Below are 26,065 nucleotides of genomic sequence, written 5' to 3'. Positions count from 1 at the left end.
AAAAGCCCAAGCAGCCAATGCTACTTGGGCGATATCATTTTTAGTTTTTATTGACCAATCGACGTTTTCACGTCATCAATCATTCTTTGGGTCGCTTGAATGCCTGAAATCGCTAAGTACCAAGCGTTGATATCAAGATAAGCCATGCGGTTGTTTTTATGCGCATTGGTGGCTTTCACCAAATCGTTTTCAAAATCACGCTCAACCGTGCTGTTGCCTTTATTGATCAATTTATCTTTATCGATGATCAGCAAAGTGGATGGATTCGCTTCACGAATAAATTCGTAAGAGACTAAATCACCGTGACGTGATGATGCATTGATGTTTTCTACGGTTTGTGTAAAACCAAAATCACGATAAATCGAAGAAAAACGTGAAGCCTCGCCAAACGCAGTGATGTTGCCGCCCGCACTCATTACCGTCAGAGCATCCACCTTATTTTGTTGGTTATAATCGCGGATCGCTTTAAATTCACTATCGATCTCTGCAATTTTGTTTTCAACAAAGTCTTGTTTTTCGAATACTTTACCAAGGTTACGCCACTGCTCTTGCGTGCTGGTCCAGTAACCTTTGCTGTCGTCAGCGGCAAAAACGATGGTCGGAGCAATTTTTGCTAATTCATCGTATTGCTTAGCCGCACGTGAACCGACAATGATCAAATCTGGTTTTTGAGTATAAATCGTTTCGAAATTTGGCTCTGACAAGCTACCAGCGGAAACAAATTTATAATCGCGGTATTGAGCAAGATAGTCAGGGAACATGCTAACGGTTGAGATCGCGACTGGCTCTACACCCAGTGTCACTGCGGCATCCAATGCACCGACACCAATGACAACCACACGCTCAGGGTTACTTTCTAATTTTGTGGTCCCTTTCGCATGGGTGATTTCGACCATTTCTGCATTTGCGCCAAATGCGACTAAGCCTGATAGCAAGGCCAATGTTGAAACTTTCATACTCAACTCCATAATTACTAATGCAATGCATTATCATTTAGATTTGTAACAAAGTCATCTTTCCTTTACGTTTTTTACATTGGTAAATTTCTTTGGCGCCTCGTTAATAAATGGGTTTACAACCCTCAGCTCTGTTAACGTTTTACTGCGTTGCGGTCGCTCACTTCATATGGCACAAAAAAGCCCTGACAAGTTTTCACTCATCAGGGCGATGGTTAGTAAGCCGTTCAAGCATCTCAATGATGACGAAACGCTATTATCCGTTTAGAAGAAGCTGATATTGCCACGACCATTTGAATTTCTTGTCGGTGCTTGTTCTGTCTCAGCTTGCTTAGACTTAGGCTGTTTATCCGCTTTGTTTTTGGCTTGCGATTTCGCTTTCTTATTCGGATTCGCTGACTGGCTTAAACCTGCGGTATCGACCACACCGCCGTCATGACTTTTCAACTTACCCGCTTTATTAGCTTGGTTTTTCTTCTTATTTGCCGCAGATGCTTTTTGGGCTTTTTTCTCTGCTGCGGCCTTTTCTTGTTTGGTTGGTTTGTCTTCTGGTTCAGTGATCGGCGCATCACACACCACCACGTAATATTCTTGGTTAAACTCGAAAAAATCGCCATCGTACATTTTACGACGTTTACGCGTTTCAAGTTCACCGTTAACCGCAACATAGCCTTCCGAAATCAGATGTTTTGCTTCGCCGCCACCGCCTACAAGATTTGCGATTTTAAACACTTTGTACAGCTCAATTGGATGAGAGGAGACCTCAATACCAATTGCTTCAATTTCAATTTCATCGCCCTGTTCTTGCCAATTGGCATCTTGGTTCAGTTCTGACATCTTGCAACCCAAATATGAAAACGTCGAGTCTGCCCTTTCTTCCTCATTCACTCAAGTGTTTTGTTACAATTTAGGCTCGAGTTTAAAGCGACACAAATCGCGCAATATACGAGCAAATCAAACGAAAAATCATGTCCTAGGCCGCCTAAATACAAGGGTTGGCACACAATATTAGAGTATTTAATCTAATATTTTCCAATTTTGTCGTCTAGACACAAATAGTTAGTAGCATACTGCCTGTGAATGATGTAAAAACGCTATCCAATTTATACAGCGTGTGTCTGCTTGTTGAACCGTTCAGCATAAAGTGAACGTAAAAAATTTAGGTTATAAAACTAATGGGAACACATTTGCATAGTCTGCTTGAACGCCAAGATGAAGTGCTTACAAACAGCCATGCCTTTTCGATTGATCCAAAACCGCATTTGGATACGTCAACGCCGTTATCTGGCGGCGAGCTAGACTCGTTGATGAACAATCATTTTAAGTACGTCATTGATGTGCTGAACGATGGTCTGTTTTACATGACGGATCCTCACCATGTGTTCTTCTATAACCCTGCATTTTATCAACAGTTTGGCCTTGAAACCGGAGTACAGCCGATCAAACATTGGCTAGACCGAATTCACCCACTCGACAGACAAAACTTTGAAGCGCAAATAGCAGAACATATTCAAGGTGAAGAATGTAAAAAAATCACTCAATATCGTGTACGCAAAACCAATGGGCAGTATATTTGGATCGCAGGAGAAGGCATCAGTAAATCCCTGGATGGAAAACGTTTTTTAATTGGTTGTCATCGCGACATTTCTGACAAAAAACTAATGGATACCTACATACAACAAGCTGCGTTTCGCGATAGCGCATCTGGGCTTTCTAATGCACAAAAGCTGGCGGTTGACCTTGAGGCTCTTAAGCTAGCCAGTAATGACCACCATTCGTTAATCTATATTCACCTAGAAGATATTCGCTCTTATTTGTCGATTCACGGACCGCAGATCTTACGTAACCTAATGGGTCACTTGCTCTCGTCACTCGATGCGCTTTCCGATACCTTCGTCGATATCTACCGTGTGCGATCCGATGATTTCGCTATTCTGGTACAGGGGCATTACGACAGCGACCAAATCGAGCAACTTGGCCAGCGTATTCTTACTACCTATTTAGACTCTATCCAAGCCAATGGTTATTTATGGGGCAACGATATCGGCATTGGTATCTTACCCAACTTTGACATCCAACTGACCAGTGAAGAATTAATTAAAATTGCATCTCAAACGAGTCAGTTTTCTCGAGAGAAGCAGCAAAATCAATTAGCCATTTACCATCATTCAACCAAACAAAAAGTTGACCGTCATTTCTATATCGAACGTGAACTATCTCGAGCGATCAGTGACAATACGCTAAGCGTTCGGTTTCAACCTATCATTGATGCCCAAAAATGCGTCATTGCCAGTTTCGAAGCATTGGTACGTTGGCACGACAGTGAGATCGGCCCAATCTTCCCTGACGAGTTCATCTCCGTGGCAGAGAAGAAAGGCTTGATTGTTGAACTAGGCTATCTGGTTTTTAATAAGGCCTGTCAGTTTATTAAACGCTACCAAGACACTCACCAAAGCCAAGTGCGCGTGAACGTTAATGTATCGGTACTGCAACTTCTTAATAGCCAATTCCCAGAGCAAGTTAAACGTATTGCCGATGAGTATGGTATCGAGACAAGCCAGATCGTGTTAGAACTGACTGAAACCGTGATACTTGATGGGGATAAAAACGCGGTATCCCAACTTCATCGTTTGGATGAATTTGGTTTTAGACTCTCTCTAGACGATTTTGGGGCTGGTTACACCTCGCTAAACAGCTTTTTTGAATTGCCGCTCAAACAAATCAAAGTGGATAAGTTGATGGCGTGGAAATCCCTCGATAACCCATCCACATTTCAATACCTGCGTTTTATCACCCAGTTGTGTCATGCAAACAATGTCGACGTGGTGATTGAAGGGATTGAAAACGCGGCAATGCAGCGCACATTTACCGAAATGGGAGCTAACTACTTACAAGGCTTTTGGTTTTCCAAGCCACTCTGTTTAGCCAGCGCGAGTCACGTCACACTCATTTAACAAGAACAAAGCGTAGACTAGGCATGCCGCCTAGTCCTTGAGATTAAGAGAGGTCCACCAGCTCTCGAGTGTATTCATGGCTTGGCTGACCAAATAACTGCTGAGTTTCCCCCTGCTCAACAATTTCACCATTACGCATCACTATCGTGTAATGGCATAGCGAACGAACCACATTTAAATCATGACTGATAAATAAGTAGGTCAACTTATGCTTTTGCTGCAGGGATTTGAGCAATTCTAGTATTTGCGCCTGTACGGTGCGATCGAGTGACGAGGTCGGCTCATCCAGCAGTATAAACTCCGGTTTTAGCACTAACACACGCGCAATGGCGATGCGCTGGCGCTGACCTCCAGAGAACTCATTTGGATAGCGAAAACGGGTGTCGGGATCCAAATCCACCTCTTGCATCGCTTTGACGATCTCAGCATCGATTTGCTCTTCACTCAAATCCGTGTGAACCAATAAACCTTCTCCGATGACTTGTGCGACTGACATTCTCGGATTCAACGCAGAGAATGGGTCTTGAAATACCACCTGCATTTTGCTGCGATACGGCAGCATCGCTTTGCGATCAAGCCCTTGTAACTCTTGTTCCTGATAACTGATTGATCCTTCCGAATTCACTAAGCGCAATATCGCCATTCCGGTGGTTGATTTGCCTGAACCACTTTCACCAACCAACCCAATCGAATGGCCCCGCTTAAGCTGAAACTCCATATTAGTCACTGCTTTAACATGCGAGACCACACGCTTGAACACGCCACCGGTAATTGGGAACCACACTCGCAGCTGTTCGACACTTAGCAAGGTTTGTGCAGCGCTGTCCACTGACACCGGCTCGCCTTTCGGATCGGAATTAATCAGTAGCTGAGTATACGGGTGTTGAGGCTGGTAAAATACTTGCTGGCAATCGCCCACTTCAACCAATTTACCATTTTGCATCACCGCAACACGATCAGCGATACGACGAACAATACTCAAGTCATGAGTAATGAAAAGCATCGCCATGCCAAGCTCTTGCTGCAAGCGTTTAAGCAAATCAAGAATTTGCGCTTGTACTGAGACATCCAGCGCTGTCGTTGGCTCGTCGGCAATCAGCAATTCAGGCTCATTGATCAGCGCCATAGCAATCATGACACGTTGACGCTCACCACCCGACAATTCATGCGGGTAAGCGTTTATTTTGGCTTCTGGCGAACGAATTCCAACTTTATTGAGCCACTCTATCGCTAATGCTTCTGCTTTTGTTTGTCTCAAGCCACGATGAATCGCGACCGTTTCCACCAATTGCTTACCAATTTTATGCAGCGGATTTAACGACACCATCGGTTCTTGGAAGATCATCCCTATCCGCGCTCCGCGAATGCCACGTAACTGACGCTCCGAGCAAGAAAGGATATCAATGCCATCAAATTGAATTCGGCCATTAAGGTAGTGTGACGAGCCTTTCGGTAGCAACTTTAAAATCGCATTGGCGGTCACCGATTTACCCGAGCCACTTTCACCAACCAGCGCAAGCGTCTCGCCTTTTTTGATGCTCAATGAAACATCATAGGTCACTTGCTCAATCGCTTTGTCACGGCCAAAACCGAGCGACAGCGAATCAATCGTCAACACGGTTTTTGCATCACTAATACCACCATCACTTCCACTAGCATGGAGAGGTTGAAGAGTATTCGTAGCCATTACGCTCTCCCTTGTTGGTGCGGATCAAAAGCATCGCGAACGGCTTCACCGATAAAGACGAGTAACGTCAACATAATTGACAATATCGCAAAAGCAGAAAGCCCAAGCCAAGGCGCTTGTAGATTAGCTTTGCCTTGCGCTAGAAGCTCACCCAGCGATGGCGAACCGGCTGGCAAACCAAAACCTAAGAAATCAAGTGAGGTCAAAGTGGTCACCGAGCCTGACAGAATAAACGGCATCATGGTCAGTGAGGCCACCATGGCATTGGGCAACATATGACGCAACATAATCCGTTTATCATCGACCCCCATTGCTTGGGCTGCTCGAACGTAATCGAAATTACGACAACGTAAAAACTCTGCACGTACAATTCCGACCAAACTCATCCAACTAAACAGCACCATAATACCCAATAGCCACCAAAAATTTGGCTCAACAAAACTGGATAGGATGATCAATAAAAACAGCGTTGGCATGCCTGACCAGACTTCGATAAAACGCTGGCCAAACAGATCAAACCAGCCGCCATAATAACCTTGGCTTGCACCAACCACTACGCCAATCACACTCGAAACAATGGTCAACACAAAGCCAAACAACACCGAGATACGAAAACCATAAATAATACGCGCCAAGACATCGCGCCCTTTGTCATCAGTACCTAACCAGTTAACGGCATCAGGGGCTGATGGCACAGCGCCAACAATGTTGTAGTTAATGGTGTCGTAACTAAAGCGAATAATCGGCCAAATGATTGAGCCATGCTCTTCAATCAACTCAATCACGTAAGGATCGGTATAGTCAGCTTCCGTTTCAAACTCGCCGCCGAACTGAGTCTCAGTATATTGGTGGAAAATCGGCATATACCACTGCTGCTCATAGTGGATCAGCAAAGGTTTATCATTGGCAATGAACTCGGCAAACAGACTCAACACAAATAGGATCGAGAACAACCACAGCGAGAAATACCCTCGCTTATGAGACTTAAATCGCGCCCAACGCGCTTGATTTAGAGGATTGATCCCTTTTCTTTTGTTAGGCATCTTAGGCTTTGGCACCACGTCCTCTTCCATCGTTTTCTCTATCGTCGCTTTCTCTAACATCAGCGCGCCTCAAAATCGATACGAGGATCGACCCATGTGTAAGTCAAATCCGAGATAATGCTCAGTATCAAACCAAGCAGCGTCATTATGTACAAGGAGCTAAAGACCACCGGATAATCACGCTGAATCGTCGATTCAAAGCCCAACAAACCGATACCTTCGAGTGAGAACATCACTTCAATCAACATTGACCCGGTAAAGAAAATACTGATAAAGGCACTTGGGAAACCAGCAATAATGATCAGCATCGCATTACGAAATACGTGGCGATACAAAATACTGCGCTCATCCAAGCCCTTGGCTCGTGCCGTCACCACATATTGTTTATTGATCTCATCAAGGAATGAGTTTTTTGTCAGCATACTTAAGGTGGCAAAGCCACCAATCACCATGGCAAAAATGGGCAAAGCCAAATGCCAAAAGTAATCTCCGATTTGTTGATACCAAGTGAGCTGGTCAAAGTTACTCGATACCAAACCACGCAATGGGAACCAACTGAAATAGTTGCCGCTGGCAAACAAGATAATCAAGATAATGGCGAATAAGAAGCCAGGGATGGCATAACCTACAATCACAAGCGCACTCGACCAGATATCAAAACGCGAACCATGATGAATCGCCTTCATAATCCCGAGAGGAATCGAAATCAAATAAATGATTAACGTACTCCATAAACCAAGGGAAATAGAAACAGGAAGCCTTTCGACAATAAGATCAATCACATTGCCACCTTTAAACAGGCTTTCACCAAAATTAAACGTGGCGTAATTCTTCAGCATCTCAAAATAGCGCACATGAATGGGTTTATCGAAACCAAACTGCTTTTTGATCTCTTCCACCACTTCAGGGTCTAAGCCACGTGAACCTTTATAGCCAGTTGGCCCCACCTCTTTCGAGACATCCAGTTCCACCTCGCTACCACCACCGGCAAAGCGTTCCATGATGCCTGAACTTTGCCCTTCAATTTGGGCGATCGCTTGTTCAACCGGACCGCCGGGAGCAATTTGAATAATGAAGAAGTTGATAGTGATGATCGCCCACAGCGTGGGGATCACCAATAACAAACGTCGAAATATATAAGCAGCCATTTATCCCTCTTTAACGACGTTTTTCCGGTAGCAGTGAGCTTTTTTCTTGTGAAATCCACCATGTGTCAATGCCGAGATCGTATTTTGGCATCACTTCTGGACGTTCAAACTTGTCCCACATCGCAACACGATATTTGCCAATGTACCATTGGGGAATAATGTAGTAATTCCACTGTAATACGCGGTCTAACGAGCGGCCAAGTGCCAAAAGCTTTTCTGGGTTTTGCTGATTTTTCACGATGTCTTGGGTCAGTTGGTCAATCACCGGATCCATCACCCCTGCGGTGTTGTAGGTGGAGTCGATGTAGCTTGAGTTCCACATAATCAACAGATTCGGACTTGGGTATGGATTGGCACCATAAGTGGACGACAGCATATCAAAGTCACGATCACGCAGACGCTTGATGTATTGCGTGCTATCAACCGAACGGATCTTCATATTGATGCCCATACGCTTGAGGTTTTTCTGCACTGGAATCGCAATACGTTCGGTGGTTGGGCTGCGAACTAAGAATTCGAATTCGAGCGGCTGACCGGTTTCTACATTGGTCATCACTTTGTTTTGCAACTCCCAACCAGCTTCTTTTAGCAAGGCAAACGCGCTACGCATCTGATTACGGATTCGACCAGAACCATCGGTCACAGGTGGCTGATACTCAGCGGTAAATACCCGTTCTGGTATCTTACCTTTTAATGGGGTCAACACCGCAAGTTCGGCTTCCGTCGGTAAACCTGTTGCTTCATAGTCGGTATTTTGGAAGTAACTGCGAGTACGCGAATATTGGTTGTAGAACATGTTTTTGTTCATCCACTCAAAGTCCATCGCGTAGTTAAGTGCTTCCCTTACTCTTGGATCGCTAAAGACTGGGCGTTGGGTGTTGAAAACAAACGCCTTGGTCGATTCTGGCTTGTGGTGCGGGATCTCTTGCTTAACAATGAAGCCCTTGTCGAAGTTCTGCCCGGTATAAGAACTGGCCCAAAATTTGGCTGAGTTTTCTAAACGAAAATCAAACTCCCCCGCTTTAAAGGCTTCCAGCATGACCGTGTCGTCACGATAGTAGTCGTATTGGATCTGAGCAAAATTATCCCGACCAATATTAACCGGCAGATCTTTTGCCCAGTAATCGTCAAGACGGGTGTAAGTGACACTTTGGCCAGCTTTATAATCGCTAACTTTATAAGCAGAGCTGCCTACTGGTGGCTCAGAGAGAGGCTGGGAGAAGTTTTTGTCTTGCCAAAAGTGTTTCGGCAGTACTCTTGTCGATTGGGCAAAACTAAACATTTTTTCACGGTTCGGTTTCGCCATATCAATCCTTACCACCAAATCACTTTTCGCGGTGACTGACTTAATGTCTTGATAATAAACTCGGTACTGAGGCACGCCTTCAGTCATAAACTTATCAAAACTAAACGCAACATCATGAGCGGTAATGGGTTTGCCATCATGAAAACGCGCATTAGGGTTAATATTGATCTCTAACCAGGTGTAGTCATCAGAGTAACGAACGCTCGAAGCAATCAACGGGTAATAAGCATCAATCTCATCACTAGGGCTATACATTAGTGTGTCATACAACTCACCACTGCCTTGTGCTGCGACCCCGCGAGAAGCAAAGCGGTTAAAGTTATCGTAAGTGCCTACAACACCGTAAGTCACTTTACCGAATTTAGGTGCATCAGGATTGACGTAATCAAAGTGGACAAAGTTTTCAGGGTACTTGGCTTCGCCAAACCCGACGAGAGTGGTGCTTTTAATCACCGCTGAGATGGCACCTGAACTGACTGCAGACAGAAAACTGGCCAATACTAGACCTTGAATCTTCCTCATGACTACTCCCTTAGCATGCTAATCTATTTTTATAATTCAATTACTTGAGTAAGTATATACGAAAAAACGTATTCGGACAGAAAACCAATCCGACTGGATGCTACTTGCTGAGACGTCAATCGCTATAATCTCTATAAACAATAAAACCCGCAATTCGCGGGTTTTATTTCAAGCAACGGTCATCAAACGGCTATCTTCAATCGCCAATCTTAATACACCATATTTATTACATTTGCTTGCAGCATGCTTAGGCTAAAGCATTTCTTTAGCAACCAACTGCAGCAAAAAGGTTTCACGCTCAATGCTCATGCCCTTTTGTGGGCTTTCCGCCATTGTTTTTTCATTATGAGCAATCGCTGCATGAATGTTCATCCAAACCGGTTTCATGCCATTTTTTACTTCATAATCTTCATAGGCAGTTTCACCTAATTGGCGATCGATTTTGCAGGTATAACAGTAAGAAATCATGTGCATCACGTCTGCATTATCCTTGTACCAAGGACGAAATTCTTCATAGATACCATACGGTTTGATGTTATGGATATTTTGCGCGCCCGTCTCTTCTTCAAGCTCACGAACCATGCCTGCAATCATATCTTCGCCGTCATCAAGGCCGCCACCAGGAATGGTGTAATCGTGATAACGCTCAGTGTAGAGCAGTAAGATATCTTCGCCATCAATAACAATCGCGCGCGCGGCTTTACGTTGAAAGACCGTCTTATCGTCAAGATGTTCGATGTCAGAATGAATGGTGGTTTTTAAATGTCTCATTGGTACAACTGGTCAGCAAAACAAGGCGGCTATCCTAACACAGCCACTCAAATGACCAAACTCGAATCGGGGTAACCCCTTCCTCTATTTTTTGATTACGGTGCAACCGTTTGGCTTATTGTTACACAATATTTGTGGTTTATTTCACTAATGATTCGCGTTATTAATAGTCTATAGCTCCTAAGGTTTACGTATCACTGGTTATCGTTGCTTTGTGTGCATCTGTCTACAGCTAATCAAGGTACTGCACGTGATTTACGCGACTGGGCCAAGGTTGCCTTGATGATTAAAGTGGCCTTGTTAACAGAGGCAGCCTTGTCGGCAAAAGCAGCCGTTTCAACAAAAGCAACGACGCTTCATCGCGTAGCCTGAGCTAATATCACTAATATTTGAATCTGTTTTAATCGAGGTGCTCTATGATAAACGTGGCGATATTTAGTAGTAAATCCTATGACGAGACCTCTTTCTCTAAAGAGAACCAGCATTTCGGCTTCACACTTCACTATCACGACTTCGCGCTATCAAAAAAGACAGCACGCTTAGCCCAAGGTTGTCGCGCAGTATGCGCATTTGTTAATGATGACCTTTCTGAACCGGTATTACGTGAACTAGCACAGCAAGGTGTCGAACTTATCGCCATGCGCTGTGCCGGATTTGATCGTGTCGATCTCGCCGCCGCCAAAGCGCTTAATTTACAAGTAGTACGTGTCCCTGCCTACTCTCCAGAAGCGGTCGCGGAACACACCGTCGGCATGATGATGTGTTTGAATCGCCGCTTTCACAAAGCCTATCAACGCACTAGAGATGCCAACTTTTCTCTAGAAGGGCTGGTGGGTTTTAACTTTCATGGTAAAACGGTTGGCGTGATTGGCAGTGGCAAAATCGGTCTAGCGACAATGCGTATTCTCAAAGGGCTTGGCATGCATATCTTGTGTTATGACCCTTACGAGAATCCACTCGCTATTGAGCTTGGTGTGACCTATTGCGACAAAGAGACGTTATTTAAAAATAGTGACATTGTCACGCTACACTGCCCAATGTCACCAGATAACTACCATCTTCTCAATGAGAGCGCATTTGATCAGATGAAAGATGGCGTGATGATTATCAATACCAGCCGAGGTGAATTGCTCGATTCTGTCGCGGCGATTGAAGCGCTTAAAAAAGGCAGAATTGGCTCACTAGGCCTTGATGTCTATGACAACGAAAAAGATCTTTTCTTCCAAGATAAGTCTAACGACATTGTTGTCGATGATGTGTTCCGCCGCTTATCCGCTTGTCACAACGTACTGTTTACCGGTCATCAAGCATTTCTGACCAGTGAAGCGCTTGCCAATATTGCCCACACCACACTGAGCAATATTGAAACATTCCAAGCTGGCGAGCGCAGTGGTAACGAACTCATTGATTAACGGCGTCTCAGGATAACAACACATTAAAGTATAAAAGTTCGGCCTCTAAACGAGGCCGATTCTTTATTTTCTATTTTCGCAGAGCATTGAGCTTGGCTTGCGCAATGCCAAACACCGTATCAATCGGATAACTGCCCTCATCGCTTGGCACACCGGCTTGTTTACCTGTAAAAATTTCAATGGCTTCCGTAACATGGTCTATCGCCCAAATGTTAAACTCGTTTCTCTCAACGGCTTTCACCACATCTTGGCGCAACATCAGGTTATGCATGTTAGAGCGAGGAATGATCACCCCTTGAGTGGATGAGCGACCTTTGATCGCACACACATCGAAGAAGCCTTCAATCTTCTCGTTCACCCCTCCAATTGGCTGCGATTCACCAAACTGGTTCATTGAACCGGTAATGGCAATATCTTGTCGATTCGGCTGCTTGGAGAATGCTGATACCACCGCGCAAAACTCTGCCATGCTGGCGCTGTCACCATCCACGCCACCATAGGACTGTTCAAAGGTAATGGTGGTCGTTAATGGGACTTTTGCAGTCTTACCAAATACCGAGGCAAGATAGGCGGTTAAGATCATCACCCCTTTGGAGTGAATACTGCCGCCGAGATCGACACTGCGTTCAATATCGATTACTTCGCCTTCCCCGTAACACGTTGTTGCCGTGATGCGGTTTGGAGCGCCAAACATATATTCGCTGGTACTTAGTACCGACAACGCATTCACTTGCCCGACAGCTTCACCTTCTGTGTGGATCAAGGTTGTGCCGTTGATAAAGCCTTCCATTACCGCGTCTTTAAGACGGCTAACGCGTGACTCTTGATTCTCCAGCGCCTCTTCAACATGGCTTGCTCGAATCAAATTAGCATTGGCTTGACGCGCAACATAGTTAGACTCCCTGAGCAGGTTTGCAATATTTGCAGAGTGGAGCGAAATCTTGTTTTGATCACCAGCCAAGCGCGAGCTATGCTCGATAATTCGAGCGATCGCTTTACGGTCGCAATGCAGCATGTTGTTGTCGTGTACTACGCTGGAGATAAAACGCGCGTAATGCAACTCTGAATCAACCGTACGCTTCATTTCATCTTCAAAATCCGCGGTAACGCGAAATAGTTCACTGAACTCCGGATCGTAATGCTGCAGCAATTGATAGGTGCGGTAATCACCAAACAGGATAATTTTAATATCTAATGGGATCGGTTCAGGATCGAGCGATACCGCACCGGTTAAGGTGAGCTCTTTTTCCAATGAGGTAAAACTCAACTGACGTGAACGCAGCGCACGCTTGAGGCCATCCCAAACATAGGGCTGCTCAAGGACTTTTTGTGCATCCATCAACAACACGCCGCCATTAGCACGATGGAAACTACCGGCTCGAATCAGCGAAAAATCGGTGAAAACAGTGCCTTTAAAGGTAGCCGTCTCAATGTAGCCAAACAAGCTGTGATAGTTAGGATTCTCTTCCACCACAACCGGAAATTCGCACGCGGTACGGTTGACCAACAAGTTGACTTTATAACGGCGCGGTAATTTTTTATCTAACGATGCGGCGGCGATTTCGGATTGTTCATTGCCTTGCTCGAGGAAAATATCCGCGTTCTCGACGATATCTTTCTGCAAATCCGTGAGGTAAGTTTTCAGCTCAGGGTACGTCGCGTAGTCTTCTTTCAGCTGTTTGATAAAATGTCCTATCACTTCCAATGTGACATCATCATTAATCTTTTTGATTTTTTCGCTGTATACCTCTTCTAACTCGGTCAGCAAGCGTGCCATATTACGCAGTTTCACTTCGAGCTGATCGATGCTGGCGCCGAAGCGCTCTTGCTCTTTGACCGACAAATCATCAAAGCTCTCTTCGGTATGCAGATCATCGCCATTCATGGCAACAAACTGATAGTCACCTTGGGTGGTGACGGTTAAGCTGATGTTCTGATCTTTTGCTTCTTTACTGATCGATTCAAGCTCTGTTGCCTGTTTAGCCTCAAGTTGCATTTTGAGTTTATCAGTACGGCTTATATAGAGCTCGTTGTCGAACGCTAATGGCATTGCGACCACCAGCTTGGCGATCATCTTTTCAACGTCGTGTTTTAAACGACTGCCCACCCCACAAGGCAACTTGAGCACTTTAGGGGTACGATTATTGTCAAAGTTGGTGACGTAGCACCAATCAAACAAGTTCTCTACATCATTTTTATGACGGTTTAAATAGCGCAGCACCATCGTGCGCTTGCCTAAGCCATTATGGCCAATGGCGTAGATGTTATAACCCTTCTCTTTGATCGACATCGCGAACTCAACCGCTTTTTGGGCACGTTCTTGGCCGACAATTTCATCAATTGGTGCCAATTCTTTTGTCGATTTACTTGGCAATTGCTCCAGCTCTGTTGCGCTGTAAAGCTGACTTACTTCTAGCCGCTGAATCGTCATAGTCATGTCCTTATTGATCAGTGCCTTTATTTACAGTATAGATTAATTCCATTTACATTTTAGTGACTTAGGCCATACACCGAGTTAAGTGGTTATTTTTCAAACAACCACTAGTTAAATGATAATAACTTTCATTTGCATTGGTGAGCTAATTGGCTTTTAATAAAGCGTCTTTTAATTGCCGATGTCCACTTGTTGGCGTGGTATCAATTGGTAGGAGTCTACTTAGATGGAATTGCAGCAATGTTGGTCACATTACCTAAAAGCCGATCAGCTGTTAGAGCAAGGGCATTGGCCTGAAGCGCACTACTTATTTGAACAAGTATTGACGCATTTGCCAGAGCATATCCATAGCGCGCTTAATAACCTAGAAACCAAACCCTGCCAATTTACCTGTCTGGTTACCGGCATTCGCGATGCTGCGGTTGCACAATCGCACATTCTTAATCGTATGGGACAATATGAACAAGCGTTTGATACGTTAAACCAAACTTACGCATTGCTGCAATTTATCTCGTTAGAAGGCTCTGAATTAATTCGTACTATCGGCTCCATCTTAATCAAACATTGCGACGATTTATTGCAGCATATGGCCACATTTTGCTCATCACAACGTAATGCTCGATGGATGTTAGAGTTGGAAACCCTGCAAAAGGCACACCATCACTTTGATGCGCTAAAGCAGTCTTATCATGGTAAACAAAATACAGCGTTGATTAACTAATATTAATTAACTAATCAGGCTAAATAGATGACTATCTAGAAATACTCTGCCATCTCTAAATAGCGCATTTTGATGTGTTCGATAAGTAACTTTACTTTCTTCGGCGGCTGACGAGTAAAAGGATATACCGCATAGATGCCCAAACATTTGCCAACTTGCTGAGGGAATAGATCGATCAGATCACCGCGTTTCAGGTCATGGTAAACCAAGCAGCGGGGCATATAAGCAATACCACAACCTGCCAACGTTGCTTTGCGCAGCGCCGTGGCATTATCTGTTGAGAAATTACCTGATACTTTGACAATGGTGTTCTTTTTTTCACCCTTAAATTCCCATTCTCTTGCACCCGTCGTTTGATAGACATATTGCAAGCAGTTGTGATTGAGTAATTCACTTGGTAACGTCGGCTGACCACAACTTTGGATATAGCGAGGTGAACAGCACACGACCCATTGAGAATCAAGTATATGCCTAGCAATCAGGCTAGAGTCTTCTAGATAGCCGGTTCTGATCACCAGATCATAGCCATCTTCAACCAAATCGACAAAGCGATTATTGAGCGACATATCGATGGTTAAACCCGGATGTAAGTTGCAAAATTCAGCCACCGCTTGTGCCAATACTAAATCCCCCGAAATCGTTGGTACTGACATTTTTATATGGCCAGAAACGCTCTCACCATAGCCTGAAACTGAATCTATCGCCTCTTGTGTGGCTTGTTTAACGTTCTTGGCCCCTTGCAGCAACGCACGCCCAGCTTCGGTGAGTGTCAGTTTGCGCGTAGTGCGATACAACAACTGCACGCCGGCCTGCTCTTCTAACCGTGCAATTCGTTTACTGACTACCGAGTTGGTGAGATGATTTTGTTCGGCAACCTTGCTAAAACTGCCAAGCTCTTGAACTTGAGAAAAGAGGATAAGATCGTCTGCTCGCATGTCATTGCGCCATTTTTGGAAAGAATCGCTGTTATTATCTCCCTTAGAGAATAAGAGATAAAGCAATTACCCACAAACGCGCAGCATTGTGATCACATAAATTCTACTTAATCTATGCAACTGAACGATTCAGATATCGATAGTCAATGTCTGTTCTGAATTTGTATTCTTGATTTGTATTCAAAATCAGAATCGTGAATGGCTATTGTCGGTGAGTATAAAATGAAGCAATAGTGAATTGAAACTAGCAGTAGTGTGACGCTGTCACTAAAAAGGCATTAACTACTAAGCCATTAAGCTCCCAATCCAGCAATAAGACTCGTAGGGACAAAGATGATGGCGATATAAAAACCACAGCAAACATTCTTAGCCTATTACAGTCAATGCCTACTGCGGTCAGTACCAACAAGCGTTTGCGGCTATAGACCAAAACCAATTCTTGGCTGCTTACGCACCGAGCGTACACCCCAAGGGCTAAGATCCGGCTTCGGCTTGCCAGCATAATCACCAAGGCAAATGTACCCTTTCGCAAGATAGCGGTATAAAAAGTCACCACCATTTAGCGCAGCCGATTTGTCATCACCTAACGGTAAGCGGATGCGTTCAATACGTAGATCTGACGCAGCACGAAAGGCAGGGTAAACCGTTGAATTGATTGGGTGTGAGGCTAAGTCTTGAATAATTGCTTTATCCGACATTCTTGCCGATGTTTGGCTAAATAGCATCACCAGGCGCATTTGTTGCTCCGATGAAACAATGAGCATTTCCATAAATTTCTTTCCTATAAAACAAATCGACACAGCTTTGGCGCTGTTTATGTTATGGCAGGCATGGCAAGAGGCTCTAAAATGCAAGCGCTGAACATAAATATAGACAGAAGATAATTCGCTGGCGATCGTGTTAAAATCAGTCAATATTGTGAGCAATACGTTCGTCGCGACACTCGTATGAGCCCATTTCAAAGTATCGACAAATCCAAGGGCGATTTTCGTAAATCGTACACATGTACGTTTCTCTATCGAGCGCCGAGCACCAACCATCCTCTAAACGCAGCAGAGTCTCACCACCCCATTCATCGTAGGCGATGTGCTCTTCAGGCACCCCGGTATCACTAATGATCATGACCTCAAGCTTACAGCAGCAAGCTTTGCAGTCAGAACATGAGATGTCGGTGGTGGGTACATTTCTAATCGGAATTGTCATGGTATCTACAATAAGCTCAATTGCGGCTTCAATGGCCGAATACTACTCTACTTTGCACACCGATATCGGAGTTTCTCGTGCTCAATGCAAAAATAGTCGCAGCGAGACGTAATGCACAAGCAGATATTCGATCGTCGTTAGGATAGGAACAGTATTGTTGGGCTAGCATGTAAACGCAATATCCAAACCAGAGATTGCGCTTACTCAATACGAGCGTGTTCACACGGCTATAGGGCCTTGAGTGTCACCCTAAAATGCAAACCAACTCGAATCATCCTGCATGTAGATGACTATACGGTTGGGCGGAACTGAGCTTGGATGCCAACTAAGAAGTTACGGAGAGTTTGATCTTTACACTCGCGGTAATGCTTGTTTTCTGGTTTACGGAAGAAAGCGCTCAACTCATGTTTGCTTAATTCGACATTCGCCAGTTTCATAATTTCAAGAATCTCTTCCGCTTTTAGGTTCAAAGCAATACGAAGTTTTTGGAAAACCATGTTGTTGTTAAGCACTTGCTCAGGCTGAGGTTGTTCACCTTCACGCTTACCACGTTTCAGATTGATAAAGCCGTTCAAGAACACCGCCAGTTCACCATCAACCATTTTGATAAAATCAGCATCATCTTCTTTTTTCAACCAAGCGACCACTTGCTCTTCGGTGGTGTTGAAATCGGCTAATGCGAAAACTTCAACCATAGCGCTATCATTTAAATCAAAGGTATAGCGTACGCGGCGTAAAATATCATTATTGGTCAAAATAGTTCCTAGTCTTAGGTAGTACCAGCTTAATCAACGCGATTACTGGTGAGCGGCGGATTCTAGCAGAGTTGTTCGTCATACCCTATCATTTGATGCGTAATTTCAACGTCTCATTTCGCGCTCTAGCTTCTAGTTGTACTTCGAGGTGTAGCTTCGAGGTGTAGCTTCGAGGTGTCGTTTCGCTGTCTACCTCGGCTAATGTGAACAAAGCGTTACCCACCCCACTCTTGAGGAGCGGGCAACATACGAGGCAAGAGAAAAGTGCTAAACATACCGGCAATGTCAGTGTTGATATAGCAAGGGGGCAAAACTTCAATTCACATGACTATATAGTGCTTTATCAATTGAGCGATATAAGTATAATCGCCGCTTTATTGCGTCATACCCATTGTTAAAGAGTCCATCATGTCTAAATTATTTTTCAAAGGTCGAATTGAGACGAGACAAAATCACGTCCTTTCTGGCTTCAACGTAAATCGTGACGTAAAAGCTGGTACTGCTGAAGCCCCTCTTTCAGTGACCGTAGCAAACGAACAACGTAAAGTTGAGATTGAAGCACTGTTGGCTGAGCACGCTTTAATTGCCAATATCGTTGTTGATGCAGACCAAGCTGAGAACATTTCTGAGCTTGATATCATCATTAATAAGCCTAAAACGATTCGTTTTGAAAAGACTCCAAACCGCAACGAACCGTGTCTTTGTGGTAGCGGCAAAAAATACAAAAAATGCTGTGCATAATCGCACCTTATCGTCGATTTCACACAGTAATCAAACCGCCAATTGGCGGTTTTTTGTTATCTATCGATCGCTATTCGCATTCAGCAAACCCATGATCTTGTTTACAGTGTCACACTTCTTTCGATAGCTGAGCCAAATAGTCACGCATAAACTGCGTTCTTATTTGCGCCTCTGCTCGTGCTGATTCCGTATTCATGGTATCAGCGAGCTTAAACAACTTGAGGTAAAAATGGTCAATGGCAAAACGACGATCGTCAGCCGCTCTTTGCAAGCAAAATGGATCGTCAGGATGATACAGATCCACGCCTAGTTCACAGCTTACTTGTAGGCAACGAGCAATCCCTATTGCCCCCAGAGCATCAAGCCTGTCGGCATCTTGTACAATTTGGGCTTCCAAGGTTGTCGGGATGATATTGGCGCTATAACTATGCGCGACAATAGCATGATGGATCGAAGGCAAATACGTTTGCGGATAGTCAATGGTACGTAAAAAACTCACCGCTTTTTCAGCCGCGAGTTGTGAGCTTTGACTACGATCTGGGTGATTTTTTGCCAATGACACACAATCATGCAAGTACGCCGCAGGTAATACAACTTCAATTTGCGCACCTTCCGCTTGGCACAACTGCTTGGCCATTTTGACGACACGTAGAATATGATGAATATCGTGCGCTTGATCTTGCAGCATTTGCTGTTTTACAAACGCTAAGATCGGCCCTTCAAACCTTGCTGCCATGTTACCTTTGCTCCTACTTATGACCTACACACTATCCAGTATTTCATTTAGCTCTACTTAGCTCGGATAGTTTGCCATTATTGGCTGGCATGAAAAACGACAAACAATAGCAATTGAATGACGAAGATCACCAATTCAACTCAACGCAGATACAAAAAAGGCCTAGATTGCTCTAGACCTTTTGAATAGAAACCGCAGTTTCTCTGCGATGAACGACGCAACTTACACGTAGTAAGCTTCAACCGTGCCTTTTAGCGTAATTAGAATTGGCTGACCACGGCGATCGAGTGCTTTAGGTGAAGGGATTTTTACCCAACCTTCGCTGATGCAGTACTCTTCAACGTCAGTACGCTCTTTACCATTTAGACGAATACCGATTTGGTGCTCGAAACATTCTTCTACGAAAAACGGGCTACGTGGGTTGCCTGCTAGGTGATCTGGCAATGCTGGTTTGTTATCGCTCATGTTCATATTCTTATAGAAAATAAAAAGTGCGTCATTGTAGACAATCTAGACCCTACGCTCAAGGTGGAAATAGCACTAGAAAGTACGTTCCTTCAACGATCGAATTCTATTTCGCCTCTCCCCTACCACCAAAACGCAAGCTTTAAGTTTCAATACAATACCGTTTTCAGTAAGACTACTTCGGCACTTTGGTTTCAATATTAAGCTGCCCTGCAAGACCTGCTTCTCGATGCACGCTCAGTGCTTTAAATTCATCACAACTGGTCATCTCAATTAACGCCTTACGCGATGGGTACTTAACTATGACAAACGCGTCCCAGAGCTCGTCAACCTGACCAAGAATAAGATCCGTCACGTCAGAATAAAACACCACTTCGGCACCATATTTTTCCAGAACTTGTAACATTGGCTGACCATACAACTCATACGCTTGTTTACCACTAAGGCTACAAGCACGCCCATCAGCATAGACCGCTTTATCACGAAACTTAAACAGGTTCAGCAAATGGACTTCACCACTATCCGGCGACGATTTTAGTCTCTCCATCTGTTCCGTCGATGGGTAGAGTTGATTTAGAACTTCCATATTCTTTCCTCATAGTCATTGAATCATTCATCACTGCCGAGTTTTGTTAGGTGGTATAGCAATGTCACTTTGATCAATGGTAGTGCTGGGCTACAATCGCTATTTTGTATGATGAGCCAGTAACAATGCCCTTTAACAATGATCTTGATGTCATGTTTACCTATTTGGAACGTTTCTGTAAAGAGCCGCATATGTTGGCACTCGATGAAGTCTGCGATGACCAGATCAACCTGATGCTTGATTTTTTAACCCTAGCCCACAAATTAAAGTGCGATATCTATGCAACTGGCAGCCTGAAGAGTTCTCACTTTTTGGGGCTTGGCGTGTTTACACTTGAGCAAAGTGTTGCACCGCAAGGTAACTTATTTCTCAAAATAGAAGCCCATCAGCTGTACATTTCATTTGAGCTCGACAACTGTAATGAAGGCAATCTGCTGACACCAATACGCGTCATCGATGCATTAACCTATCTAGCCGACATGAAAGGCCATGGCCTGCTGCCTGAGCACTACTCGTAATTAAAGGGGGTTGCTGGGAGTAGTATCATCTGAGCTTCCAATCAAAGCCCCCTCAACTCATCATCATATTCGCAGCCATAAGCATGAGTAGCACTGCAAAGACTTTTTTGATCGTCGCTACCGGTAAGGTCTTCGTGGCTCTCGCCCCAAATGGCGCGGTGAACCACGAGGTACATACAATACCAAACAACGCCGGCAAATAGACGAATCCGGCAAAGCCATCTGCCAATAACAGATGGCGGCTACCCGAACTGATGTAACCAATAGAGCCAAATATGGCGATAACAATCCCGCAGGCAGATGCGCAGCCTATGGCTTTTTTCATATCGAGAGAGAAAAAGGTTAATAGTGGAACCAAGAGTGCACCACCACCAATGCCTATCATCGCAGAGAGTCCGCCCGTCATCGTCGTAAGCACGGTTAACATGCCTTTATTTGGCATTTTACGCTCATTCGATGTCTCATTTTTGCTGCTATAAAACATTTTAATCGCAATCAACACCGCACTCACTGCAAATACAATCCGCACCATCTGTTCAGATAACAGCGCGGCCATAAAACCGCTAATAAGCGCCCCAAAAGCAACACCACTCATCACCCACGGGGCAAGACCCCAGGGTACATTGCCATTTTTGTGATGCGCTATAGCGGAAGACGTCGACGTAAATAATATTGACGCTAAAGATGTGGCGATAGCAACGACAACCACTTGCTCGGATGGCACCACAGAAAAGTGCAGTAAAATGCTACTCAGCACGGGAACAATGACTAACCCACCACCGATGCCAAGAAGACCCGCCAAGAAACCCACGCCACTACCTAGCAACGCACAGTATATGACTAACAACAGCAATTCACTCATTTCATTCATCCATAAATATAATTAACCAGCAGAATAAGGTGGTCGCTAAAAATATTTAGCACCCCTTCACAAGGCCAAATAATATAAACGACCTTCAGGTTAACTTTCAAACCCAATGGAACATGAATGTTTTTCATAATTAGCGTGAAAGAATAACATTATTAATTACCACCCAACGTGGGTAAAACTCTCTTTTAATAATCAACCATGGTTACACTGCGCGTTCTAATCTAGGTTGTTAGAGAAAACAAAACATTACAAATCATAATGACTTAAACGAACGCCGCGCTAATTGGATATCAAATCGACATGAATAATCATTTCAACTTTATCGTCAAGAGCCTTTCTCTCGATGAGAATTATCACCCTGCTGATAGCACTCGCATCACAACTAACTTTGCCAATCTCGCGAGAGGTGAGCATCGCCAAACGAATTTACGCAATGCACTAAAAATGATTGATAATCGCTTTAATTCCCTCGCACATTGGGATAATTCGAAAGGAGATCGTTACTCGGTCGAACTTGACATTATTTCGGTTGATATGGATATTCAAGATGGCGAACAGACATTCCCATCAATTGAAGTATTAAAGACGTACATTGTCGACAATAAAACCAATCAACGCATTGAAGGCATTATTGGCAACAATTTTTCCTCTTATGTTCGAGATTACGACTTTAGCGTATTACTACTGGAACATAATAAAAACAAAACGACATTTAGCATTCCAGAAAACTTTGGAGAACTGCACGGCAAGTTATTTAAACACTTCGTCAACTCTCAGGTTTATCAACAAAACTTCAATAAAAAACCCGTTATTTGCTTGAGTGTTTCAGACAACAAAACTTACTACAAAACGGAAAATGAACATCCAATTTTAGGCTCCGAATATCAACCCAATGAGTCGTCATTGACCGAGCAGTACTTCCAACAGATGGGCTTACAGGTGCGCTACTTTATGCCACCAAACAGTGCGGCGCCATTGGCTTTCTATTTCTTTGGTGATTTGCTTAATGATTACACTAATCTAGAGCTTATCAGCACCATCAGTACCATGGAAACGTTCCAAAAAATCTATCGTCCTGAGATTTACAATGCCAATGCTACTGCTGGTAAGTGTTACCAGCCCAACCTAAAGAGCTCAGATCACTCTTTGACTCAAATCGTGTATGACCGCGAAGAACGCAGTCGCTTGGCGATTGAGCAAGGAAAGTTCGCTGAAGAACACTTCATTAAGCCCTATAAGACCGTCCTTGAGCATTGGTCTGAAAATTACGCTTAATCCTGAACCCAAATTGATGGCAGTATTTACTATGGCAAAACTATTACCCACTTCAACATCAGGCAGTTTACCTAAGCCCTCTTGGCTTGCACAACCAGAGACACTTTGGTCACCTTGGAAATTGCAAGATGAAGAACTCATACAAGGCAAACAAGATGCTCTGCGTTTGTCGTTACAAGACCAGCAACAATCCGGCATTGACATCGTCAGTGATGGCGAGCAAACCCGCCAACACTTTGTCACTACATTTATAGAACATCTCGATGGCGTTGACTTTGAAAAGCGTAAAACGGTTCGAATTCGTAATCGTTACGATGCAAGCGTACCGACGGTTGTCGGCCCTGTAACCAGGCTGAAACCGGTTTTTGTTGAAGACGCCAAGTTTCTTCGCCAGCAAACCAAGCAAAAAATTAAGTGGGCTCTGCCTGGCCCGATGACGATGATCGACACACTTTATGATGACCATTATAAAAGCCGTGAGAAGCTCGCATGGGAATTTGCCAAGATCCTTAATCAAGAAGCTAAAGAGCTAGAAGCCGCCGGTGTCGACATCATCCAGTTTGATGAACCTGCATTTAATGTCTTTTTCGATGAGGTGAATAACTGGGGTATTGCATGCCTAGAGCGAGCCATTGATGGCTTAAAATGTGAAACCGCGGTGCATATCTGTTACGGCTATGGGATTAAAGCTAACACCGATTGGAAAAAAACACTCGGTTCAGAGTGGCGACAATATGAGGCCGTCTTTCCTAAGCTGCAGCAATCCAATATTGATATCATCTCTCTTGAATGCCACAACTCTCGCGTACCGATTGAATTGCTCGAACTGATTCGCGGAAAAAAGGTTATGGTTGGCGCGATCGATGTCGCCTCTGAAACGATAGAAAGCGCTGAAGAGGTCGCTAGCACGCTGCGAGAAGCGCTGAAATTTGTCGATGCTGACAAGCTCTACCCTTGCACCAACTGTGGTATGGCTCCTCTACCTCGCCCGATCGCTACCGCAAAACTTCAAGCTTTGAGCGCCGGCGCAAAGATCATTCGAAAAGAGTTGGAGTTTAGTTAAAAACAAACTCAGTGCCCCAAAATGTCGACAAACTACGCGGTTTGAGGCACTGAGTTACCGTGAATACTCTGAGTACAATTCAGTCAAGCTTGTTGCTATTCATTAAAATCGGGGGAATCCAATTTAAAGTTTTACCGTTTGAACTGATTGAGACAAAGAATGCTGATGAAAAACCAGCTTTAACTGCCTGATGAAATTTAGGTTTTTGAGCTCAAAAGAACCCCACAGCCCATTCCTATGAACAAGCTGCCTGATACTTTTGCGAGCCTGCCCTCAAACTTTTTCGTGCTCAGCTTTTTGCCTATACGGCAAATGACTAATGCATAACTCAAGTGAATGCTCGCGACAATAACGCAAATCGATAGATACATTATGACAAATTGCGTCGTATAAGACTGATCTGGGTCTAAAAACTGTGGTAGAAATGCCGATAGAAAAATCATCGTTTTAGGGTTGCTCACTGAAACAAAGAACGCCTCTCGGAAAAGGGAGTTTGAGTTTCTGTTCGGGCGTTCAAATTCAAGATTTGCTAATTTGATGCTATCTTTCCTTACCTGTTTGAAGCTCTTCATTCCGAGGAAAATTAAGTACAAACCACCCACACATTTCATGATGAAAAACCATGTAGGTAAACGAGTAAGGAGTTCCCCGACCCCTATACCAACTAAACTAACAATGAGAAGTTGACAAAATAGGTTGCCTAAAATGGTGCTAAAAGCAGACCCAATGCCATATTGAATACTATTTTTAACAACCAACAATACGTTGGGACCTGGCGACAATGTAACAACTAAATACGCAAGAAAAAACATCACCCAAGTATCTAAACTCATTTAACACTCCTTTGCTCAAAAAATAGTGCTCCCTAACAAAAGCAGGCCCGGACATCACGGCTTATAAAAGCCGAAAACGTTATGTGCGGGGACCCCGTCTCAAATACTTTGGTATAAGCAATTTATACACGCCTAGTCATCTTGATATGAGGAACACCGGTACTTTTAGCCACATAAGTTTGCCCTGAAGCCTCAAAACCCTGTTTTTCATACATCGATACGGCATGTAACCTAGCATTTAAATATATTTCGTCTGCTCCCTTTGCAAACGCTTCGTGTATTAGTTTTGTGAGAACTCGAGTACCTAAGCCCCGACCTTGCATGTTTGGAAGAACGACCATCTGTGAAATCTTAAATAGTCGCGGGCTTTCTTCACTTAACCTGCCATATGCGCACAGTAAACCATTATCTACTGCTGCAACATGAAAGCTACTACTTTCAAGATCGTCAAACATTATTTCTCGCGGAAGACCGGGGACACGGAAGAACAAGTCATACCGTAAGTTTAAGGCCTCTTGGTATAGCTCGTCCGTTCGGTCTAAGTGAATAAGTTCCATTTTTTCTCCTTACCCTTGATCCCCCACAAAAAGGGACACTGCATAACGACATACTCTCAAACTCAAACTCAAACTAGGCTTACATGTATCAACACTTACCTTTTCGGCTCATGCTTAGTACACCACCATGCTCAAGCATGAAGTCATGATACTCGTACGCCCTGTATTGTACACCACGATCTGAGTGGATTATGACGCCCTTCGGTGGCTTACGCGACTTGGATACCTTTTTTAGAAATTCAATTTCATCTTTAAGTCGCTTGTTTTCGAGCCTAAGTGCACGGATCTCTTCGGACTCTTTTTTCGAGTAATCTACGCCGTCTAAGGTGTTAAACTGTTTATCAGATAGGCGGGTAAATTGACGTTTCCAGTTGCGGATCTGTTGAGCACTAATGCCCAGTTCTTGGGCAACCGATACAGCCGTTTTCCCTGGAAGTTCGGACAGACGAACCGCTTCTTTGCGGAACTCTTCGGTGTACGCTGGATTTCGATGTTTAGCCATAAATCACCTCTCAATTAGACCCTAGATCTAACTTAGTAAAGTGTCTACTAAACATGGGGAACTCGGGAACA

Annotated in this window: 26 protein-coding genes; 7 read left to right on the top strand and 19 right to left on the bottom strand. The window is 44.1% G+C overall.

All coding sequences use genetic code 11. From position 1 onward, the window contains the following. Nucleotides 1-47: 47 nt before the first annotated feature. Nucleotides 48-956, bottom strand: a complete 909-nt coding sequence (locus tag RH86_RS00400) for a siderophore ABC transporter substrate-binding protein (RefSeq protein WP_009384228.1) — start codon at nt 954-956, stop codon at nt 48-50. Nucleotides 957-1,220: 264 nt separating this feature from the next. Next, nucleotides 1,221-1,793, bottom strand: a complete 573-nt coding sequence (locus RH86_RS00395; protein WP_009384226.1) for an RNA-binding S4 domain-containing protein — start codon at nt 1,791-1,793, stop codon at nt 1,221-1,223. A 338-nt stretch (nt 1,794-2,131) separates the two neighbouring features. Here RH86_RS00395 and RH86_RS00390 point away from each other — a divergent pair, with 338 nt between their 5' ends. Beyond that, the gene (locus RH86_RS00390) at nt 2,132-3,910 is read left to right on the top strand and encodes an EAL domain-containing protein (RefSeq protein ID WP_009384224.1); all 1,779 of its coding nucleotides are present in this window, start codon (nt 2,132-2,134) and stop codon (nt 3,908-3,910) included. A gap of 43 nt (nt 3,911-3,953) precedes the next feature. Here the strand turns inward: RH86_RS00390 and RH86_RS00385 are convergent, their stop codons facing one another. The 5 genes from RH86_RS00385 to RH86_RS00365 form a co-directional block, all read right to left on the bottom strand. Further along, entirely contained in the window at nt 3,954-5,597 is a 1,644-nt protein-coding gene (locus RH86_RS00385) for an ABC transporter ATP-binding protein (protein ID WP_009384222.1), read from the bottom strand. After that, nucleotides 5,597-6,640, bottom strand: a complete 1,044-nt coding sequence (locus RH86_RS00380; RefSeq protein ID WP_174269629.1) for an ABC transporter permease — start codon at nt 6,638-6,640, stop codon at nt 5,597-5,599. The genes RH86_RS00385 and RH86_RS00380 overlap by 1 nt, the downstream gene beginning before the upstream one ends. A gap of 59 nt (nt 6,641-6,699) precedes the next feature. After that, complete coding sequence (locus RH86_RS00375; protein ID WP_009384218.1) at nt 6,700-7,788, bottom strand: microcin C ABC transporter permease YejB; 1,089 nt, start codon at nt 7,786-7,788, stop codon at nt 6,700-6,702. 10 nt (nt 7,789-7,798) lie between these two features. Then, the gene (locus RH86_RS00370; protein WP_009384216.1) at nt 7,799-9,616 is read right to left on the bottom strand and encodes an extracellular solute-binding protein; all 1,818 of its coding nucleotides are present in this window, start codon (nt 9,614-9,616) and stop codon (nt 7,799-7,801) included. Nucleotides 9,617-9,868: 252 nt separating this feature from the next. Then, nucleotides 9,869-10,387, bottom strand: coding sequence for an NUDIX hydrolase (locus RH86_RS00365; protein ID WP_009384214.1), 519 nt, complete (start codon nt 10,385-10,387; stop codon nt 9,869-9,871). A gap of 416 nt (nt 10,388-10,803) precedes the next feature. Between RH86_RS00365 and RH86_RS00360 the strand changes: the two genes are divergently transcribed. Beyond that, entirely contained in the window at nt 10,804-11,799 is a 996-nt protein-coding gene (locus tag RH86_RS00360; protein ID WP_009384210.1) for a 2-hydroxyacid dehydrogenase, read from the top strand. 70 nt (nt 11,800-11,869) lie between these two features. Here the strand turns inward: RH86_RS00360 and RH86_RS00355 are convergent, their stop codons facing one another. After that, nucleotides 11,870-14,230 (bottom strand): Lon protease family protein, encoded by a 2,361-nt coding sequence (locus RH86_RS00355; protein ID WP_005592881.1) that lies wholly within the window; start codon nt 14,228-14,230, stop codon nt 11,870-11,872. Between the two features lie 229 nt (nt 14,231-14,459). On the opposite strand from RH86_RS00355, the gene RH86_RS00350 reads away from it, so the two are divergent. Then, nucleotides 14,460-14,954, top strand: coding sequence for a hypothetical protein (locus RH86_RS00350; RefSeq protein ID WP_009384208.1), 495 nt, complete (start codon nt 14,460-14,462; stop codon nt 14,952-14,954). Nucleotides 14,955-14,989: 35 nt separating this feature from the next. Here RH86_RS00350 and RH86_RS00345 read toward each other — a convergent pair whose 3' ends face one another. From RH86_RS00345 to RH86_RS00325, 4 genes are all read right to left on the bottom strand, one after another. Continuing rightward, entirely contained in the window at nt 14,990-15,889 is a 900-nt protein-coding gene (locus RH86_RS00345; protein ID WP_009384206.1) for a LysR family transcriptional regulator, read from the bottom strand. 419 nt (nt 15,890-16,308) lie between these two features. Continuing rightward, a complete protein-coding gene (locus tag RH86_RS00340; protein ID WP_009384204.1) occupies nt 16,309-16,659 on the bottom strand; it encodes a hypothetical protein in 351 nt (116 codons plus the stop codon). 136 nt (nt 16,660-16,795) lie between these two features. Further along, on the bottom strand, nt 16,796-17,092 hold the full coding sequence (locus RH86_RS00335; RefSeq protein ID WP_081467348.1) for a YkgJ family cysteine cluster protein: 297 nt from the start codon (nt 17,090-17,092) through the stop codon (nt 16,796-16,798). A gap of 290 nt (nt 17,093-17,382) precedes the next feature. Continuing rightward, nucleotides 17,383-17,847, bottom strand: coding sequence for a DUF1456 family protein (locus RH86_RS00325; RefSeq protein ID WP_009384201.1), 465 nt, complete (start codon nt 17,845-17,847; stop codon nt 17,383-17,385). A 408-nt stretch (nt 17,848-18,255) separates the two neighbouring features. Here RH86_RS00325 and RH86_RS00320 point away from each other — a divergent pair, with 408 nt between their 5' ends. Further along, nucleotides 18,256-18,588, top strand: a complete 333-nt coding sequence (locus RH86_RS00320; RefSeq protein ID WP_005592874.1) for a PBPRA1643 family SWIM/SEC-C metal-binding motif protein — start codon at nt 18,256-18,258, stop codon at nt 18,586-18,588. 109 nt (nt 18,589-18,697) lie between these two features. Here the strand turns inward: RH86_RS00320 and RH86_RS00315 are convergent, their stop codons facing one another. From RH86_RS00315 to RH86_RS00305, 3 genes are all read right to left on the bottom strand, one after another. After that, nucleotides 18,698-19,324: an HD domain-containing protein gene (locus RH86_RS00315; protein ID WP_009384197.1), complete on the bottom strand. Its 627-nt coding sequence runs from the start codon at nt 19,322-19,324 to the stop codon at nt 18,698-18,700. A gap of 222 nt (nt 19,325-19,546) precedes the next feature. After that, nucleotides 19,547-19,795 (bottom strand): DUF3297 family protein, encoded by a 249-nt coding sequence (locus RH86_RS00310; protein ID WP_005592869.1) that lies wholly within the window; start codon nt 19,793-19,795, stop codon nt 19,547-19,549. 169 nt (nt 19,796-19,964) lie between these two features. Next, nucleotides 19,965-20,375, bottom strand: a complete 411-nt coding sequence (locus RH86_RS00305) for a DUF1330 domain-containing protein (RefSeq protein WP_009384195.1) — start codon at nt 20,373-20,375, stop codon at nt 19,965-19,967. Nucleotides 20,376-20,500: 125 nt separating this feature from the next. Here RH86_RS00305 and RH86_RS00300 point away from each other — a divergent pair, with 125 nt between their 5' ends. Further along, on the top strand, nt 20,501-20,893 hold the full coding sequence (locus RH86_RS00300; RefSeq protein ID WP_009384194.1) for a hypothetical protein: 393 nt from the start codon (nt 20,501-20,503) through the stop codon (nt 20,891-20,893). 52 nt (nt 20,894-20,945) lie between these two features. On the opposite strand, the gene RH86_RS00295 is transcribed toward RH86_RS00300, so the two are convergent. Next, nucleotides 20,946-21,755 (bottom strand): sulfite exporter TauE/SafE family protein, encoded by an 810-nt coding sequence (locus RH86_RS00295; protein ID WP_009384193.1) that lies wholly within the window; start codon nt 21,753-21,755, stop codon nt 20,946-20,948. A 309-nt stretch (nt 21,756-22,064) separates the two neighbouring features. On the opposite strand from RH86_RS00295, the gene RH86_RS00290 reads away from it, so the two are divergent. Continuing rightward, the gene (locus tag RH86_RS00290) at nt 22,065-23,039 is read left to right on the top strand and encodes a DUF1852 domain-containing protein (RefSeq protein WP_009384192.1); all 975 of its coding nucleotides are present in this window, start codon (nt 22,065-22,067) and stop codon (nt 23,037-23,039) included. Nucleotides 23,040-23,070: 31 nt separating this feature from the next. Next, complete coding sequence (locus tag RH86_RS00285) at nt 23,071-24,102, top strand: methionine synthase (protein WP_009384191.1); 1,032 nt, start codon at nt 23,071-23,073, stop codon at nt 24,100-24,102. Between the two features lie 197 nt (nt 24,103-24,299). Here RH86_RS00285 and RH86_RS00280 read toward each other — a convergent pair whose 3' ends face one another. The 3 genes from RH86_RS00280 to RH86_RS20615 all read right to left on the bottom strand — a co-directional run bounded on the left by RH86_RS00280 (nt 24,300) and on the right by RH86_RS20615 (nt 25,994). After that, nucleotides 24,300-24,935, bottom strand: coding sequence for a LysE family translocator (locus tag RH86_RS00280; RefSeq protein WP_009384190.1), 636 nt, complete (start codon nt 24,933-24,935; stop codon nt 24,300-24,302). Nucleotides 24,936-25,057: 122 nt separating this feature from the next. After that, on the bottom strand, nt 25,058-25,492 hold the full coding sequence (locus RH86_RS00275) for a GNAT family N-acetyltransferase (protein ID WP_009384189.1): 435 nt from the start codon (nt 25,490-25,492) through the stop codon (nt 25,058-25,060). Nucleotides 25,493-25,580: 88 nt separating this feature from the next. Next, nucleotides 25,581-25,994, bottom strand: a complete 414-nt coding sequence (locus tag RH86_RS20615) for a transposase (protein WP_009384188.1) — start codon at nt 25,992-25,994, stop codon at nt 25,581-25,583. Nucleotides 25,995-26,065: the final 71 nt, after the last annotated feature.

The sequence above is a fragment of the Vibrio sp. N418 genome, assembly GCF_000222565.1.
Lineage (GTDB): Bacteria > Pseudomonadota > Gammaproteobacteria > Enterobacterales > Vibrionaceae > Vibrio > Vibrio scophthalmi.
This window is presented reverse-complemented; position numbering and strand designations above follow the sequence as displayed.